This window comes from Microvirga aerilata, assembly GCF_016743775.1.
Taxonomy (GTDB): domain Bacteria; phylum Pseudomonadota; class Alphaproteobacteria; order Rhizobiales; family Beijerinckiaceae; genus Microvirga; species Microvirga aerilata.
The window spans coordinates 63,580-77,736 of the sequence record NZ_JAEQMY010000006.1; the positions used below are offsets into that span (position 1 = coordinate 63,580).

General features: G+C 66.1%; 16 protein-coding genes. 6 read left to right on the top strand and 10 right to left on the bottom strand.

What is annotated here, in order from left to right:
* Positions 1–64: 64 nt before the first annotated feature.
* On the bottom strand, positions 65–778 hold the full coding sequence (locus JKG68_RS05970; RefSeq protein WP_202056929.1) for an RluA family pseudouridine synthase: 714 nt from the start codon (positions 776–778) through the stop codon (positions 65–67).
* A gap of 66 nt (positions 779–844) precedes the next feature.
* On the opposite strand from JKG68_RS05970, the gene ftsY reads away from it, so the two are divergent.
* Together ftsY and JKG68_RS05980 are read left to right on the top strand one after the other, a co-directional pair.
* Positions 845–2,188 (top strand): signal recognition particle-docking protein FtsY, encoded by a 1,344-nt coding sequence (gene ftsY, locus JKG68_RS05975; protein WP_202056930.1) that lies wholly within the window; start codon positions 845–847, stop codon positions 2,186–2,188.
* Between the two features lie 274 nt (positions 2,189–2,462).
* Positions 2,463–3,059, top strand: coding sequence for a septation protein A (locus JKG68_RS05980; protein WP_202056931.1), 597 nt, complete (start codon positions 2,463–2,465; stop codon positions 3,057–3,059).
* A 179-nt stretch (positions 3,060–3,238) separates the two neighbouring features.
* Here the strand turns inward: JKG68_RS05980 and JKG68_RS34480 are convergent, their stop codons facing one another.
* On the bottom strand, positions 3,239–4,582 hold the full coding sequence (locus JKG68_RS34480; protein WP_202056933.1) for an adenylate/guanylate cyclase domain-containing protein: 1,344 nt from the start codon (positions 4,580–4,582) through the stop codon (positions 3,239–3,241).
* 134 nt (positions 4,583–4,716) lie between these two features.
* Here JKG68_RS34480 and JKG68_RS05990 point away from each other — a divergent pair, with 134 nt between their 5' ends.
* Complete coding sequence (locus JKG68_RS05990) at positions 4,717–5,205, top strand: YaiI/YqxD family protein (protein ID WP_202056934.1); 489 nt, start codon at positions 4,717–4,719, stop codon at positions 5,203–5,205.
* Here the strand turns inward: JKG68_RS05990 and JKG68_RS05995 are convergent.
* The 3 genes from JKG68_RS05995 to JKG68_RS06005 are packed head-to-tail and all read right to left on the bottom strand — an operon-like array spanning position 5,171 to position 6,668.
* Positions 5,171–5,749 carry a DsbE family thiol:disulfide interchange protein gene (locus JKG68_RS05995; protein WP_202056935.1) on the bottom strand — a complete coding sequence of 193 codons (579 nt, stop codon included), beginning with the start codon at positions 5,747–5,749 and terminating at the stop codon, positions 5,171–5,173. The genes JKG68_RS05990 and JKG68_RS05995 overlap by 35 nt on opposite strands.
* Entirely contained in the window at positions 5,742–5,897 is a 156-nt protein-coding gene (ccmD, locus tag JKG68_RS06000) for a heme exporter protein CcmD (RefSeq protein ID WP_202056936.1), read from the bottom strand. Before ccmD ends, JKG68_RS05995 begins: the two co-directional genes overlap by 8 nt.
* A gap of 3 nt (positions 5,898–5,900) precedes the next feature.
* Positions 5,901–6,668 carry a heme ABC transporter permease gene (locus tag JKG68_RS06005; protein WP_246515130.1) on the bottom strand — a complete coding sequence of 256 codons (768 nt, stop codon included), beginning with the start codon at positions 6,666–6,668 and terminating at the stop codon, positions 5,901–5,903.
* Positions 6,669–6,947: 279 nt separating this feature from the next.
* On the opposite strand from JKG68_RS06005, the gene JKG68_RS06010 reads away from it, so the two are divergent.
* Entirely contained in the window at positions 6,948–7,937 is a 990-nt protein-coding gene (locus JKG68_RS06010) for a M23 family metallopeptidase (protein ID WP_202056937.1), read from the top strand.
* Here the strand turns inward: JKG68_RS06010 and JKG68_RS06015 are convergent.
* A complete protein-coding gene (locus JKG68_RS06015) occupies positions 7,921–8,286 on the bottom strand; it encodes an antibiotic biosynthesis monooxygenase family protein (protein ID WP_202056938.1) in 366 nt (121 codons plus the stop codon). The genes JKG68_RS06010 and JKG68_RS06015 overlap by 17 nt on opposite strands.
* A complete protein-coding gene (locus tag JKG68_RS06020) occupies positions 8,283–8,612 on the bottom strand; it encodes an NIPSNAP family protein (protein ID WP_202056940.1) in 330 nt (109 codons plus the stop codon). The genes JKG68_RS06015 and JKG68_RS06020 overlap by 4 nt, the downstream gene beginning before the upstream one ends.
* A gap of 78 nt (positions 8,613–8,690) precedes the next feature.
* Between JKG68_RS06020 and JKG68_RS06025 the strand changes: the two genes are divergently transcribed.
* Positions 8,691–9,392: an ArsR/SmtB family transcription factor gene (locus tag JKG68_RS06025; RefSeq protein WP_202056942.1), complete on the top strand. Its 702-nt coding sequence runs from the start codon at positions 8,691–8,693 to the stop codon at positions 9,390–9,392.
* Positions 9,393–9,396: 4 nt separating this feature from the next.
* Here JKG68_RS06025 and JKG68_RS06030 read toward each other — a convergent pair whose 3' ends face one another.
* From JKG68_RS06030 to ccmA, 3 genes are read right to left on the bottom strand one after another with little or no spacing between them, the layout of a single operon-like run.
* Entirely contained in the window at positions 9,397–9,861 is a 465-nt protein-coding gene (locus JKG68_RS06030) for a GNAT family N-acetyltransferase (RefSeq protein ID WP_202056943.1), read from the bottom strand.
* Positions 9,862–9,890: 29 nt separating this feature from the next.
* Positions 9,891–10,559: a heme exporter protein CcmB gene (ccmB, locus tag JKG68_RS06035; RefSeq protein ID WP_202056944.1), complete on the bottom strand. Its 669-nt coding sequence runs from the start codon at positions 10,557–10,559 to the stop codon at positions 9,891–9,893.
* Entirely contained in the window at positions 10,556–11,203 is a 648-nt protein-coding gene (gene ccmA / locus JKG68_RS06040; protein ID WP_202056945.1) for a heme ABC exporter ATP-binding protein CcmA, read from the bottom strand. The genes ccmB and ccmA overlap by 4 nt, the downstream gene beginning before the upstream one ends.
* A gap of 219 nt (positions 11,204–11,422) precedes the next feature.
* On the opposite strand from ccmA, the gene acnA reads away from it, so the two are divergent.
* Complete coding sequence (gene acnA, locus JKG68_RS06045; RefSeq protein WP_202056946.1) at positions 11,423–14,128, top strand: aconitate hydratase AcnA; 2,706 nt, start codon at positions 11,423–11,425, stop codon at positions 14,126–14,128.
* Positions 14,129–14,157: the final 29 nt, after the last annotated feature.

Consider the following 14,157-nt stretch of genomic DNA (forward strand, 5'->3'; position numbering starts at 1 on the left):
CGGAGTTAAGCACCGTCAGCGGCTATGGCTTCCCGCCTGCGCGGGAACGACGGCGCTGCGGGTCTCACGTCTTATCCTGTCCCTGATCGACTGCATCGTCCGAGATGCCCCCGCACGCCTTCACCCGCTCCCGCATATGCTCCGGCACCGGCGCCTCGACGGTGATCGGCGGCTTTTTCGGATAAAGCGGCACCGTGACGCCGCGGGCATGGAGATGCAGGCCCGGACCGTGGAAGCGCGGCGCCGTGCCGTAGATGGGATCGCCCAGGATCGGGAAGCCGGATGCCGCGCAATGCACCCGCAGCTGGTGCGTGCGGCCGGTGACGGGGCGCAGTTCGAGGAGGGTGAGACCTTCCGCTCGCCCCAGCACCCGCCACTGGGTCAGCGAGGGCTGGCCCTTCGGGTCCACCTTCATCCACCAGCCGCGATCGGGCGATTTCGGCGCAAGGGGCAAATCGATCTCCCCCTCATCGGCGTCCGGTCCGCCTTCCACGACGGCCCAGTAGACCTTGTCGATCTCGGCCTTCTTGAACATCTCGTTGAGGCGCGCAATCGCCTTCGGGTGGCGGCCGAGGATGAGGCAGCCGGAGGTGTCCTTGTCAAGGCGGTGCGCGGCCTCCGGGCGGCGGGGCAGGCCGAAGCGCAGGGCGTCGAGATGGTGAAACAAGGTCTCGCCGCCCTTGGGGCCGGGATGCACGGGCAGGCCGGCAGGCTTGTCGATCACGAGCATCAGGGCATCGCGATACAGCAGACGGGACACTATCTCTTCCGCATTCATGCTGCCTCGGCTATCGAGGCAGGAACGTGAAAGCAAGCACAACAATCAAAAGGCAAAGCGAAACCCATGGCTGAGACCAAGCCTGACAAGCCCGGATTCCTGTCCCGTCTGTTCGGGCGCAAGGCTGACCCAGCCCCTCAACCCGATCAGGCGGTGCCGCAGGCCGGCAGCCATCCGGTGGCCGGCGGCCATCCTGAGACGATGCCGTCCCCGCCGACCACTGGCGCGGACGATCTCACGGCCGCACCCTCGACCGTCACGACCGCCTCCCCCGACACAGCCGAAGAGAACAAGACCCCGGCACAGCTCGCAGGCGCCGATCTTCAACCGGTGGAAGGCCTGGACCCCGAGGGCACCAACCCGCAGGAGCCGCTGCCGCGCATCGTCACCGAGACAGGCCCGGAGCTGCGCCCCGATATGGCGGCCGAAGCAGTGCCAGCCCCTGAGCCGCCTCCCGCCGCGGTCCCGCTCTCCCCCCAACCGGAGCCGGCTCGGGGCTGGTGGCAGCGCCTGACGGAGGGCATGCGCCGCACCTCTTCGTCCCTGTCGGACAGCGTCACCGGCCTCTTCACCAAGCGCCGGCTCGACGATGCCACGTTGGAAGAGCTGGAGGATGCCCTGGTCCAGGCGGATCTCGGCGTGCCCACGGCCATGCGGATCACGGAAGCGATCTCGGCCGGCCGCTACAACAAGGAGATCTCGCCCCAGGAGGTAAAGGCCATTCTGGCCGGCGAGGTGGAGAAGACGCTCCAGCCCGTCGCTCAGCCTCTCACCATCGACCGTGCGAAAAAACCATACGTGATCCTCATGGTCGGCGTGAACGGGGCGGGCAAGACCACCACCATCGGCAAGCTCTCGCAGAAGTTTCGCCAGCAGGGTCTGACGGTGATGCTGGCGGCCGGCGACACCTTCCGGGCAGCGGCCATCGAGCAGCTCAAGGTCTGGGGCGAACGGGTTGGCGCGCCGGTGCTGTCCCGCGAGCAGGGAGCCGATGCGGCAGGCCTCGCCTATGACGCGCTCCAGGAGGCCAAAGCCAACGGCACCGACGTGCTTCTCATCGACACGGCGGGCCGCCTGCAGAACAAGGCGGGCCTCATGGCCGAGCTCGAAAAGATCGTGCGCGTGGTGAAGAAGTTCGATCCCTCCGCGCCGCATGCCACCCTCCTCGTGCTCGACGCGACGGTGGGGCAGAACGCCATGAGTCAGGTCGAGCTGTTCCAGAAGGCCGCCGGCGTCACGGGCCTCGTGATGACCAAGCTCGACGGCACGGCGCGAGGGGGAATCCTGGTGGCGCTGGCCGCGAAGTTCGGTGTGCCGGTCCATTTCATCGGCGTCGGCGAAGGGGTGGAAGACCTGGAGCCCTTCACCGCCCGGGATTTCGCCAGAGCCATTGCCGGGCTGGAGGGATGATAACATCCTCTGTCATTCCCGAACGAACGCGTAGTGGAGGGAAGGGAACCCATGTTCAGGCATGGCGCTATGGATCCCCTTCCCTCGCCCGCGGCTCGCCGGGGATGACACCGTAGTGCTAACCCCAGTGTCATTCCCGGCCGGAGATGGCGAAAGCCATCGCAGGGGAAGGGAATCCACAACCAGGTGCAACGCCATGGATCCCCTTCCCGCACTTCGTGCGCCGGGGATGACACCGGTGTCCCTTTGTGTGCAAATCCATTAGAAGAAGCTCATGACCGACGAAAAGCGCCTCCCTCCCCTCCTCAAGCTCGCCCTCGAACTGGGGCCGCTCGCCCTGTTCTTCATCGGCAACGCCTATGGGGACCGGTTCGGCTTTGCGGAAGATCAGCGCATCTTTGCCGCCACGGGCCTGTTCATCGTGGCAACCATCATCGCGCTCGGCATCAGCTACGGGCTCACCCGCAAGCTGCCGATCATGCCGGTGGTGTCGGGCATCGTGGTGGTGGTGTTCGGGGGGCTGACCCTGTTCCTGCAGGACGAGACCTTCATCAAGCTCAAGCCCACCATCGTGAACACCCTGTTCGGCCTCGTGCTGCTGGGCGGACTTTATTTCCGCAAGCCCCTGCTGCAGATCGTGCTCGACAGCGTATTCGAGCTGACCGAAGAAGGCTGGCGCAAGCTCACCCTGCGCTGGGCCCTGTTCTTCTTCGCGCTGGCGGCGATCAACGAGATCGTTTGGCGCACGCAGACCACGGATTTCTGGGTCAGCTTCAAGGTCTTCGGCATCATGCCGCTCACCATCGCCTTCGCGCTCGCGCAGACGCCGCTGCTGCTCAAGCACGAGATCAAGAAGGCGGAAGAGGTTTAGGCACACCCTCTCGACTGTCATTCCGGGGGCGGCTCTTTGAGCCGCCCCCGGAATCCATAAACACGACACTGCTCGAACAGGGCACCTCGCAAGCCGCTGCGTTCTATCCTGCACTATCAGCGGTTATGGATTCCGGGCTCTCGCTACGCTCGCCCCGGAATGACAGCGAAGCGAAACCCTCACCCCACCGGCTTCATCAGCACCATCTTCCGCGTGACCCCCGGCAGGGGATCGCACTCTACCTCGGTCCAGAGATCCTCCTCGCCAGCCGCCACCACTGTCTCCTGCGAGGCCAGGAGCTCGCAGCCGGCACCCTTGGTCGCCTGCTCGATACGAGAGGCGATGTTGACGGTCTCGCCCACCACGGTGAATTCGAGCCGGCTCTCGTCGCCCACGACGCCGCAGAACACGTCGCCCGTATGGATGCCGATGCCTAAGCGCACCGGCGGGTTGAAGCCGCGCTTGGCGTTCCAGCGCTCGATGAGCGTCAGGAGGGTCCGGCCGCAGGCGAGGGCCCGCTTGGCGTCACCGTCCTGCGCGCCCGGCACGCCGAACAGAATCAGCGCCCCGTCCCCGGTGAACTTGTCGATGACGCCACCGTGCCGGGAGGCTGCCCGCAAAACGCGCCGGCGGAAGGACGTGATGAACACGGCAAGCTGCGCCGGCTCCATGGTTTCCCCGAAATACGTGGAGGCGCGAATGTCCACGAAGAGCACCGTCACCGGAATGCGCCGTCCCTGGCGCAAGGACGCGAAGGCCTGGTCGGTGAGGATGGGCGCGAGCTCGCGCGGCAGGTAGCGGGTGAGATTGACCCGCAAGGTGGTCTCCCGCACCGCCCGCTCCAGCATCAGCCGCCCCTGGCGCGCCACCAGGATCAGGATCAGGGCGGCAGCAAAGACCATGACGATGCGGACCATGTTGGCCTGCGGGGAGAACAAGCCCACGATCCGGGCCAGATCCTCTTCCCGTTCCGCCGGGGTCAGCATGCCGCCCGCAAAAGCAATCAGGGTCAGGCCGATCACATAGACAGCCGCCACATAGGCCTGGAGCCGGGGCTGATAATGGATGGCGGCCGCCGCCATGGTGATCGGCACCACCCATGCCACCGGAAAAGCCGCGAAAAGGCTGCCGGGTATCCCTAAACCCCAGTGGCTGTAGCCGAGATTGCCCAGGACCAGGAGGGCATCGAGGGCCGCGGTGATGACGGGCAGCTTTTCAATGGCGATCCGTTTCGAGGCAAGCCAGGCCCCAACCCATCCCAGCGCACCGAACAGGACCAGGGTCAGCTCCGCGGCCGAGATCTGCTTGAGCGCCATGGGATTGTCGAGTTCGACGCCTGCCGTGGCAACCAGAACCGCCAGCAGCAGGAGCCCTGCGGTGACGATGCGCGCGACCCCTGCGCGCTGCAGGGCGCCGGTATCGGCCTCGCGGATCAGCCGATGCGTGGCATCGCTCAAGGCAGGCGTCGTCCGCAGCTTGCTGAGCATGTCCAAGGCGGGGCGGATGCGGGGTCGCGGGGTCACAGGTTTCTTTTTGCTCCCGGGCAGGTTGATTTTAGGCACTGACAGGTGCCTCAACGCCCATTACCGATCAGTTACGCAACCATGACCTGCCGGTAAGATTCAGGCAGGATCCTGCTACCAGGAATATATGGCTCATGAGCGAGACCTCACAAGCGATCACCCTTTATGTGGATGCGGATGCCTGCCCGGTGAAGCCCGAAATCTACCGGGTCGCCGAGCGCCACCGGGTCAAGGTCTTCGTGGTGTCCAATTCCTTCCTGCAGGTGCCGCAGGATCCGCTGATCGAGCGGGTGGTGGTCAGCTCAGGGTTCGACGCGGCGGATGACTGGATCGCCGAGCGGGCAAGCCGCGGCGCCATCGTCGTCACCGCCGACATTCCGCTGGCGAGCCGCTGCGTGAAGGCGGGCGCCGACGTGATCGGCCCCACGGGCAAGCCTTTCTCGGAAGCCTCCATCGGCATGGCGCTCGCCACCCGCAACCTGATGGAGGACCTGCGCGCCATGGGTGACGTGACGGGCGGGCCGAAGCCGTTTTCGGCCAAGGACCGGTCGGCCTTTCTGTCGGCGCTCGATGTGGCGATCAACCGGCTCAAGCGCGCGGGGTTTGGCGCAACCGCTCCTTGAACGCGGCAAAATTCTCCGGCGTCAGGGGCCCGATATGCTTGTGGCGGATGGTGCCGTCGGGGCCGACGATAAAGGTTTCGGGCACGCCGTAGACGCCCCAGTCGATGGACGCGCGGCCGTTCGGATCGACGCCGACGGCCGCATAGGGGTTGCCCAGGGCGCCGAGGAAGCGGCGGGCGTTGTCCGGGTTGTCCCGCTGGTTGATGCCGACCACGCGCACGGACGGGTCCCTGGCGAGCTCCACCAGCAGCGGATGCTCGTGGCGGCAAGGCGCGCACCAGGAGGCCCAGACGTTCACGACCGTGACGCGGCCCTTCAGGTCCTCGTTGGAGAAGCCGGGCACCGGCCTGCCCTCGGCGAGAAGCCCTTCCAGCGGCGCCAGGCTGAAGGCGGGAACAGGCTTGTTGATGAGGACGGACGGCACCTCGGCCGGATTTTTCCCTGAGATCAGCTGCACGCCGAACAGCGCCACCAGTCCGACGAAGACGAGGGCCGGCAGCAGGAAGATCAGGCGCGAGCGGGAGGGAGCGGTCGCCTCAGCCACGGCGGGACCTCCGGCCGATGCCGCGGGCCTCAAGCTCGGCAAGTGCCCGCACCTGAATCCGATGATCGATGAAAGCCCGCAGGATCAGCCCAAGCACGACAAGCGCCGTCAGGATGTAGGAAAGAGCGATGAAGAAGGTGTGCGACATCGTTTAAGCCGCCTGGGCATCGAGGCGCTCGGCCTCCAGGATGGTAAGCGTGCGCACCCGGCGACGCAGGATCTCCGTGCGCATGCCGGCAAGGTGCAGGGTGACGCCCACGAGGGTGAAGGCGACGGCCATGATCAGGAGCGGCACGAGCATGGAGGCATGGATCGTCGGCCCGCCGAGGCGGAACACGGAGGCCGGCTGGTGCAGGGTATTCCACCAATCGACGGAGAACTTGACGATCGGCACGTTCACGGCCCCCACGAGGGTGAGGATCGACACGGCGCGGGCAGCCCGGTTCGGCTCCTCAATGGCGCGCCACAGGGCGAGAATGCCGAGATAGACCAGCAGCATCACCAGCATGGAGGTGAGCCGTGCATCCCATTGCCAATAGGTGCCCCACATGGGCTTGCCCCAGAGCGAGCCGGTGACAAGGCAGATCAGCGTGAAGGCCGCCCCGATGGGAGCGGCCGCCTTCTGCGACACGTCCGCCAGCGGGTGGCGCCAGACGAGGGTGCCGAGCGCCGAAGCAGCCATGGTCATGTAGAAGAACAGGGACAGCCAGGCCGCGGGCACATGGATGTACATGATCTTGACCGTGTCGCCCTGCTGGTAATCGGCCGGTGCCACGAACCACACGAGGTAAAGGCCGACGGCCAGCAACAGCGCGCCCAAAGCCCCTACCCACGGCAGGAGCGTGCCGCTGAGGCTCATGAAGCGGGTCGGATTGGCAAGCTCTCGGATCATGGGTTCGATGTAGCGGTCTAAGGACATGCCTGCAACGTGGAGATCGCCGCAAGCGGAATAACGATTTCGCCAGGATGGAGGCTTTTAGAGCCTATGAGGAGCGTTGGGCATTCAGGAAATGTGCGTAGGATCTTGGCCGTGGTGTCATCGCCGGCGGCCATAGGGCAGGCAAACGGATCCAATCGCGCGCTCAGCACCATGGATCCCCTTCCCTCGCTGGGGATGACACGGCGCCCGTGAGTCCAGTGCGCCTTTCATTCGCCATCCCATCCGGCCTATAGTTTCCGCCCCTGTTGCGGAGCGATCATGCGCCTTGGTGCCCTGAGCCTTCTTGCCCTGACCGTTCCGGTTCTCCCGGCAGCGGCGCAGGACATCAGCCTACGCCTGCCGGTTGCCTGCGAGATCGGCCGCACCTGCTTTGTCCAGAAGTACCTGGATCACGATCCCTCTCCGGTGATGCGGGACTATCAATGCGGCGCCGTGGGGGAGAACGGCCATGACGGGACCGACATCCGGTTGCCGTCGATGGTGGAGCAGCGCGCCGGCGTCGATGTGGTCGCGGCCGCAGACGGAAAGGTCGCCAACACCCGCGAGGGCGTTCCCGATGCTTTCGTGACCGAGCAGACCCGCGAGAAAATCAGCCAGATCGGGTGCGGCAACGCAGTGGTGATCGATCACGGCAACGGCTGGCGGACCGCCTATTGCCACATGGCGAAAGGCAGCCTCACGGTGCGCTCGGGGCGGGAGGTGAAGGCGGGCGACAAGATCGGTCAAGTCGGCCTGTCAGGGCTGACGGAGTTTCCGCACCTGCACTTCACGGTTCTCAAGGACGGCAAGCCGGTGGATCCCTTCGCCTACGGGGCGCCGGAGAAATCCTGCGGCGGCGGAAAATCCCTGTGGGAGGCATCCCTCCAGCGGCCGCTCGCCTACCAGACGGGAACCGTTCTCAACAAGGGCTTTGCCCCGGGGCCCGTGACGATGGAGGCCATCGAGGCAGGCACCGCCGAGCAGGAGACGCTCACGACGAAGTCCCCTGCCCTGGTGGCCTATGTGCGCGCCATCGCTCTCAAAGGCGGCGACGTGCAGACGCTCACCCTGTTCGACCCCGACGGCAAGCCGCTGGCCCAGAACAAGGCGCCGCCGCTCGACCGCGACAAGGCGCAATGGATGGCCTTCGCGGGGGTCAAGCAGCCGTCCGGCGGTTTCCGTCCCGGCCTTTACCGGGCCATCTACCGGGTGGAGCGCGACGGAAAGCCCGCCATCGAGCAGGCCTTCGGCATCAGCCTCCAGCCGTGATACCCTCGTGCGCCGCCCGGCTGTCGGCGGGAGCCCCGTCGCGCTCGGTGAGGCCGTAGTCGCGGATCACGCCCGCAACCCGCAAACGGTAATCGCGAAAGACGCCGGCGCGGCCCGCGCCTTGCGTGGTGCGGTGCGAAGACAGGTTGCGCCAGGCCCGCACCGCCTCCTCGTCGCGCCAGAACGATAGGGACAACAGCTTGCCCGGTTCGGTGAGGCTCTGGAAGCGCTCGACCGAGATGAAGCCGTCCATGGCGGTCAGGTCGGAGCGAAGCGCCGCCGCAAGACCGAGATAATCCCGCTTTCCGCTATCGCCATCGGGCCAGACCTCGAAGATCACCGCGATCATGGTTTGATCAACTCCGCATGAGGGGCCGAGGCAAGCCGGAGGAAAATCCGGTCCTCCCGGCGGATGAACTGCTCGCGCTTGGCGAATTCGTAGTTGGCCCGTCCCATGGGATCGCTCCGCAGGCGTTCGCGATAGGCCTCATAATCCGCAAGGCTCTTGATGTTGTAAACGCCATAGGCCGTTGTGCTGGACCCTTCATGGGGGGAGAAGTAGCCGATGAGATCCGCGCCGCAGCGGGGAATGGCCTGGCCCCAGCTGCGGGCATATTCGTCGAAGGCGGAAACCTTGAAGGGATCGATCTCGTAGCGGATGAAGCAGGTGATCATTGGCGGGCATCCTGTCTGTTGAACGCCCGCATGTCTTAGCGGATTGAATGACGTGAATGGTTCGGCTACAATCGAACTATGAAAGAAGGTCCCGTCATTGCTTCTGTCGCCGCGCTCCTGGGAGACCCGGCACGCGCCAACATCCTCACCGCCCTCATGGATGGGCGGGCGCTCACCGTAAGCGAGCTCGCCGGGGCCGCGGGCGTTACCCTCCAGACCACCAGCGGACACCTGGCCAAGCTCGAGGCTGCCAACCTGCTCACGGCCGAGAAGCAGGGGCGCCACCGCTATTTCAGGCTCTCCGGCTCGGACGTGGCGCAGGTGCTGGAAGTCCTGATGAGCCTAGCCGAGCGCACGGGCGCAACCCGGGTCCGCACAGGCCCGAAGGATGCGGCGCTCAGATCCGCCCGGGTCTGCTACGACCATCTGGCCGGCGAGCGCGGTGTGGCGCTGCTCGACGGGCTTCGGCAACAGGGGCTTCTCAAGGGCGAGAAGGACATGGCTCTCACCGAGAAGGGCCATGCCTTCTTCAGCGGTTTCGAGATCGACCTGGCGGCCCTGGAAAAAAGCCGCCGTCCCGTTTGCCGGGCCTGCCTCGACTGGAGCGAGCGGCACAATCATCTCGGCGGCGCCCTGGGAGCGGCCATCCTGTCCCGGCTGATCGACAAGGGCTGGGTCCGGCGCGACACCGGACGGGTCCTGACCTTCACCTGCGAGGGCGCGGAAGGGTTTGCGTCCACCTTCACCCCGGCACAGGCCAGGGGTTCGCAAGCCGCCTGAGACCCTAGGCGAGCCTGTAGGAGTCGATCCTCTCGAACCCCAGCGAGCGGTAGAGCCGCAGCGCACCGGACGGGTTATCCGAATCGACCTTCAAATCGAGGAAGGCCGCCCCCCTCGCCTGGAAGGCTCGAAACGCTTGGCACAGCAGCGCCGAGCCGAGCCCCTGCCGGCGCAGGCCCGGAGCCACGGCGAGATCCTTGACGAAGGCGCTGGTCCAGCACTGCGCCACCCCCACGGCCCGCCCCTGCCCGTCGGCCGCGATGAAGCAGAGACCGGGATCGTATTCCGAGTCGTCCCGCAGGCTGGGCCACCAGATCCCGAAGGGCTCCACGTACCCGCCGCCCTGCGCATAAGCCGCAACGAGGAGCGCATGAACGGCTTGCGCATGGTGCTCGGGCTCGAACGGGACGAGCCGGATCCCTGCCGGCCAGAGGGGCTCCGGCAGGGGATCGGCCAAGAAACGTCGCATTCGAAGCACGAGACGCTCCGCCATCCCGCCTACTCCCCCGAACGCAGGGCTGCCGCAGCCCCGACGGTGCCGACCACCGCAGCGATCAGCGACAAGGCTGCAAGGATCAGGAACGGGGTCGCGAAGGGCACGGTCCCGCCGACCGCCGCATTGGCCGCCGAGACCCCGAAAATGAGAGTGGGGATCATGAAGGGCAGCACCAGGATGGCCAGGATCAGCCCGCCGCGCCGCAAGGACGAGGTCAGCGCCGCACCGACCGCGCCGATGAAGGTGAGCGCGGGCGTTCCCACGAGCAGGGTCGCCACCATGGCGAGCATGGCCTCCGGCGACAGCGCCACGAGAAGGCCGAGGAAGGGGGCGGCGATCGCAAGCGGCAGGCCGGTGACGAGCCAGTAGGCCACCACCTTGGCCAGCACGACGATCTCCAGGGGCGCGTGCGACATGCGCAGGAGATCGAGCGACCCGTCGTCCTGGTCGCCCTGGAAGAGCCGGTCGAGACCGATGAGGGTCGCGAGCAACGCCGCGATCCAGAGGATCGCCGGGCCGATGCGCGAGAGCAGGTTGAGATCGGGCCCGAGCGCGAAGGGGATGAGGGTCACGATCATCAGGAAGAAGATCAGCCCCATCACGCCCGAGCCGCCGACGCGGGCGGCGAGCTTCAGGTCCCGGACCAGAAGAGCGTTGAAGGAGCGGATCATGCGTCCTCTCCGCCTCTTCCTTCTCCCGCGGGGGCGAGAGGGATTTTGGTGCGCTCGATCCTGATTTCCTTCGCGTCCTTCAGAAACAGCGGCGAATGGGTGGTGGCCGCGATCATGCCGCCGCTCTCCCGATGGCCTTCGAGAATCAGCCGCAGGGTTTCCTGGGAGCCGGTGTCGAGGGCGGAGGTCGGCTCGTCGAGGAGCCACAGCGGTCTGTGCGCCACGAGCAACCGGGCCAATGCCACCCGGCGGCGCTGACCGGCCGACAGATACGCCACCGGCAGACGGGCCGCATGGGCGAGCCCCACCGCCTCCAGGGCCTCATGGGGCTTCAGAGCGGGACTGCCCAGGAAGTCGCGGGCGAAGGAAAGATTCTCCTCGGCCGTGAGCGCCGCCTTGAGGGCGTCCCGGTGCCCCACATAGTGCAGGCACTCGAGCAGGGGCCGCTCGCCGGCCCCCTCCAGGAGAATTGTTCCGGTTGCGGGATGAAGCCGCCCGGCCAGAATATCGAGGAGGGAGGATTTCCCGGCCCCGTTCCGGCCGGTGATCACCAGGGCTTCGCGGGGCTCCAGAACAAACGAGACGCCCTCGAAGATGCGGCGCTCCCCCCGGTCGCAGGCCAAATTGTTAACGCTCAGACGCAAACCAGCGACCCCTGCCCTCATTGCACCCCAGAATGGTTCTAAACCGTGTAGCGGGATGGCTCGAAATGATCTATAGCACCCCTGGCTGCGCCGCGCGCCAAGGCGTCCAATCCGCCTCGCGCGCTCACTCCCTATCCGGGCGCCCCCGGAGCGGCGCGCGCATATCGCGCTTTCGGCCGAACACAATGTTCGTAACCCAAATGCACGCGAGGATTCGCCGTGACGCTCAACAATAGCTTCAATGCCCGCCAGACCCTTCAAGTCGGCGACAAATCCTACACCTACTACTCCCTCGTCGAGGCCGAGAAGAACGGTCTTGCCGGCGCCTCGAAGCTGCCCTTCTCCATGAAGGTGCTGCTCGAGAACCTCCTCCGCTACGAGGACGGCCGCACAGTCACCAAGGCCGATATCGAGGCCGTGGCCGCCTGGCTCGACAACAAGGGCAAGGACGAGAAGGAAATCGCCTACCGTCCCGCCCGCGTCCTGATGCAGGACTTCACCGGCGTTCCGGCCGTGGTGGATCTCGCGGCCATGCGCGACGCCATGAAGAACCTCGGCGGCGACCCGCGCAAGATCAACCCGCTGGTGCCCGTCGACCTCGTCATCGACCACTCGGTGATCGTGGACGAGTTCGGCACGCCCAAGGCCTTCGACCGCAACGTGGAGCTGGAATACGAGCGCAACGGCGAGCGCTACCGCTTCCTCAAGTGGGGCCAGACCGCCTTCGAGAACTTCTCGGTCGTGCCCCCCGGCACCGGCATCTGCCACCAGGTGAACCTGGAATTCCTGTCCCAGACCGTGTGGACCCGCAAGGACACGGCGACCGGCGAGGAAGTGGCCTATCCGGACACCCTGGTGGGCACCGATTCGCACACCACCATGGTCAACGGCCTTGCCGTTCTCGGCTGGGGCGTGGGCGGCATCGAGGCGGAGGCCGCCATGCTCGGCCAGCCGGTCTCCATGCTGATTCCGGAAGTGATTGGCTTCAAGCTCACCGGCAAGCTCCGGGAGGGCGTGACCGCCACCGATCTCGTGCTCACCGTCACCCAGATGCTGCGCAAGAAGGGCGTGGTGGGCAAGTTCGTGGAGTTCTACGGCCCCGGCCTCACCGACATGTCGGTGGCCGACCGCTCCACCATCGGCAACATGGCGCCCGAATACGGCGCCACCTGCGGCTTCTTCCCCATCGACCAGAAGACGGTCGATTACCTGCGCACCACCAGCCGCACGGACGAGCGCGTGGCTCTCGTGGAAGCTTATGCCAAGGCGCAAGGGATGTGGCTCACGCCTGACATGGCCGACCCCGTCTTCACCGACAGCCTCGAGCTCGACCTTGGCGACGTGGTTCCCTCGCTCGCCGGCCCCAAGCGCCCGCAGGACCGTGTGACGCTGGACACCTCCAAGACCGAGTTCCTCGGCGCCATGGAGAAGGAGTTCCGGAAAGCGCAGGAGATCGGCAAGCGCGTGAAGGTCGACGACGCCAACTACGATCTCGGCCACGGCGATGTGGTGATCGCGGCGATCACCTCCTGCACCAACACCTCGAACCCGAGCGTGATGATCGGCGCAGGCCTTCTCGCCCGCAACGCGGTGAAGAAGGGCCTCACCTCCAAGCCGTGGGTGAAGACCTCCCTGGCGCCCGGATCGCAGATCGTCGAGGAGTACTTCAAGAAGGCCGGCCTCCAGGGCGACCTGGATGCGCTGGGCTTCAACATCGTCGGCTTCGGCTGCACCACCTGCATCGGCAACTCGGGCCCGCTGCCGGAGAACGTCTCGAAGGCGATCAACGACAACGACCTCGTGGCGGTGTCGGTGCTCTCCGGCAACCGCAACTTCGAAGGCCGCGTGAACCCGGACGTGCGCGCGAACTACCTCGCCTCGCCGCCGCTGGTGGTGGCCTACGCGCTCGCCGGCTCCATGCTGGTGGATCTGGTCAACGATCCGCTCGGCACGGACTCCGACGGACAGCCGGTGTACCTGAAGGACATCTGGCCCTCCTCGGCCGAGGTGCAGGACTTCATCGACCGCACGATCACCAGCGAGCTGTTCAAGAGCCGCTACTCGGACGTGTTCTCGGGCGACGAGAACTGGAAGAAGGTGACGTTCGAGCCGGGCCTCACCTACGAGTGGGACATGGGCTCCACCTATGTGCAGAACCCGCCCTACTTCGAGGGCATGACCAAGGACCCGAAGCCGGTCACGGACATCGTGAACGCCCGCATCCTCGGGCTCTTCCAGGACTCGATCACCACCGACCACATCTCGCCCGCAGGCAACATCCGCGCCGCGTCGCCGGCCGGTGAATACCTGCAGTCGCATCAGGTGCGCGTTGCCGACTTCAATCAGTACGGCACCCGTCGCGGCAACCACGAGGTGATGATGCGCGGCACCTTCGCCAACATCCGCATCAAGAACCAGATGGTTCGGGACGAGAGCGGCCACGTGGTCGAGGGCGGCTACACCATCCACCACCCCTCGGGCGAGCGGATGTTCATCTACGACGCCGCCATGCGCTATCAGGCCGAGGGCGTTCCGCTGGTGGTTCTTGCCGGCAAGGAATACGGCACCGGCTCGTCCCGCGACTGGGCCGCGAAGGGCACCAACCTGCTCGGCGTGCGCGCCGTCATCGCCGAGAGCTTCGAGCGCATCCACCGCTCGAACCTGGTCGGCATGGGGGTTGCTCCCTTCGTGTTCGAGCAGGGCACGTCCTGGGAGACCCTGGGCCTGAAGGGCGACGAGACCATCACCATCAAGGGCCTCGCCGGCGACCTGAAGCCGCGCCTGCGCATGGAGATGGAAATCACCTCCGCGGACGGCTCGGTGAAGCGCGTTCCCGTGCATTGCCGCATCGATACGCTGGAGGAGGTCGAGTACTTCCGCAACGGCGGCATCCTGCACTACGTGCTGCGCCAGCTCGCAGCGTAAGGCACACGCCAAAACGCCCGCTCTTCGCA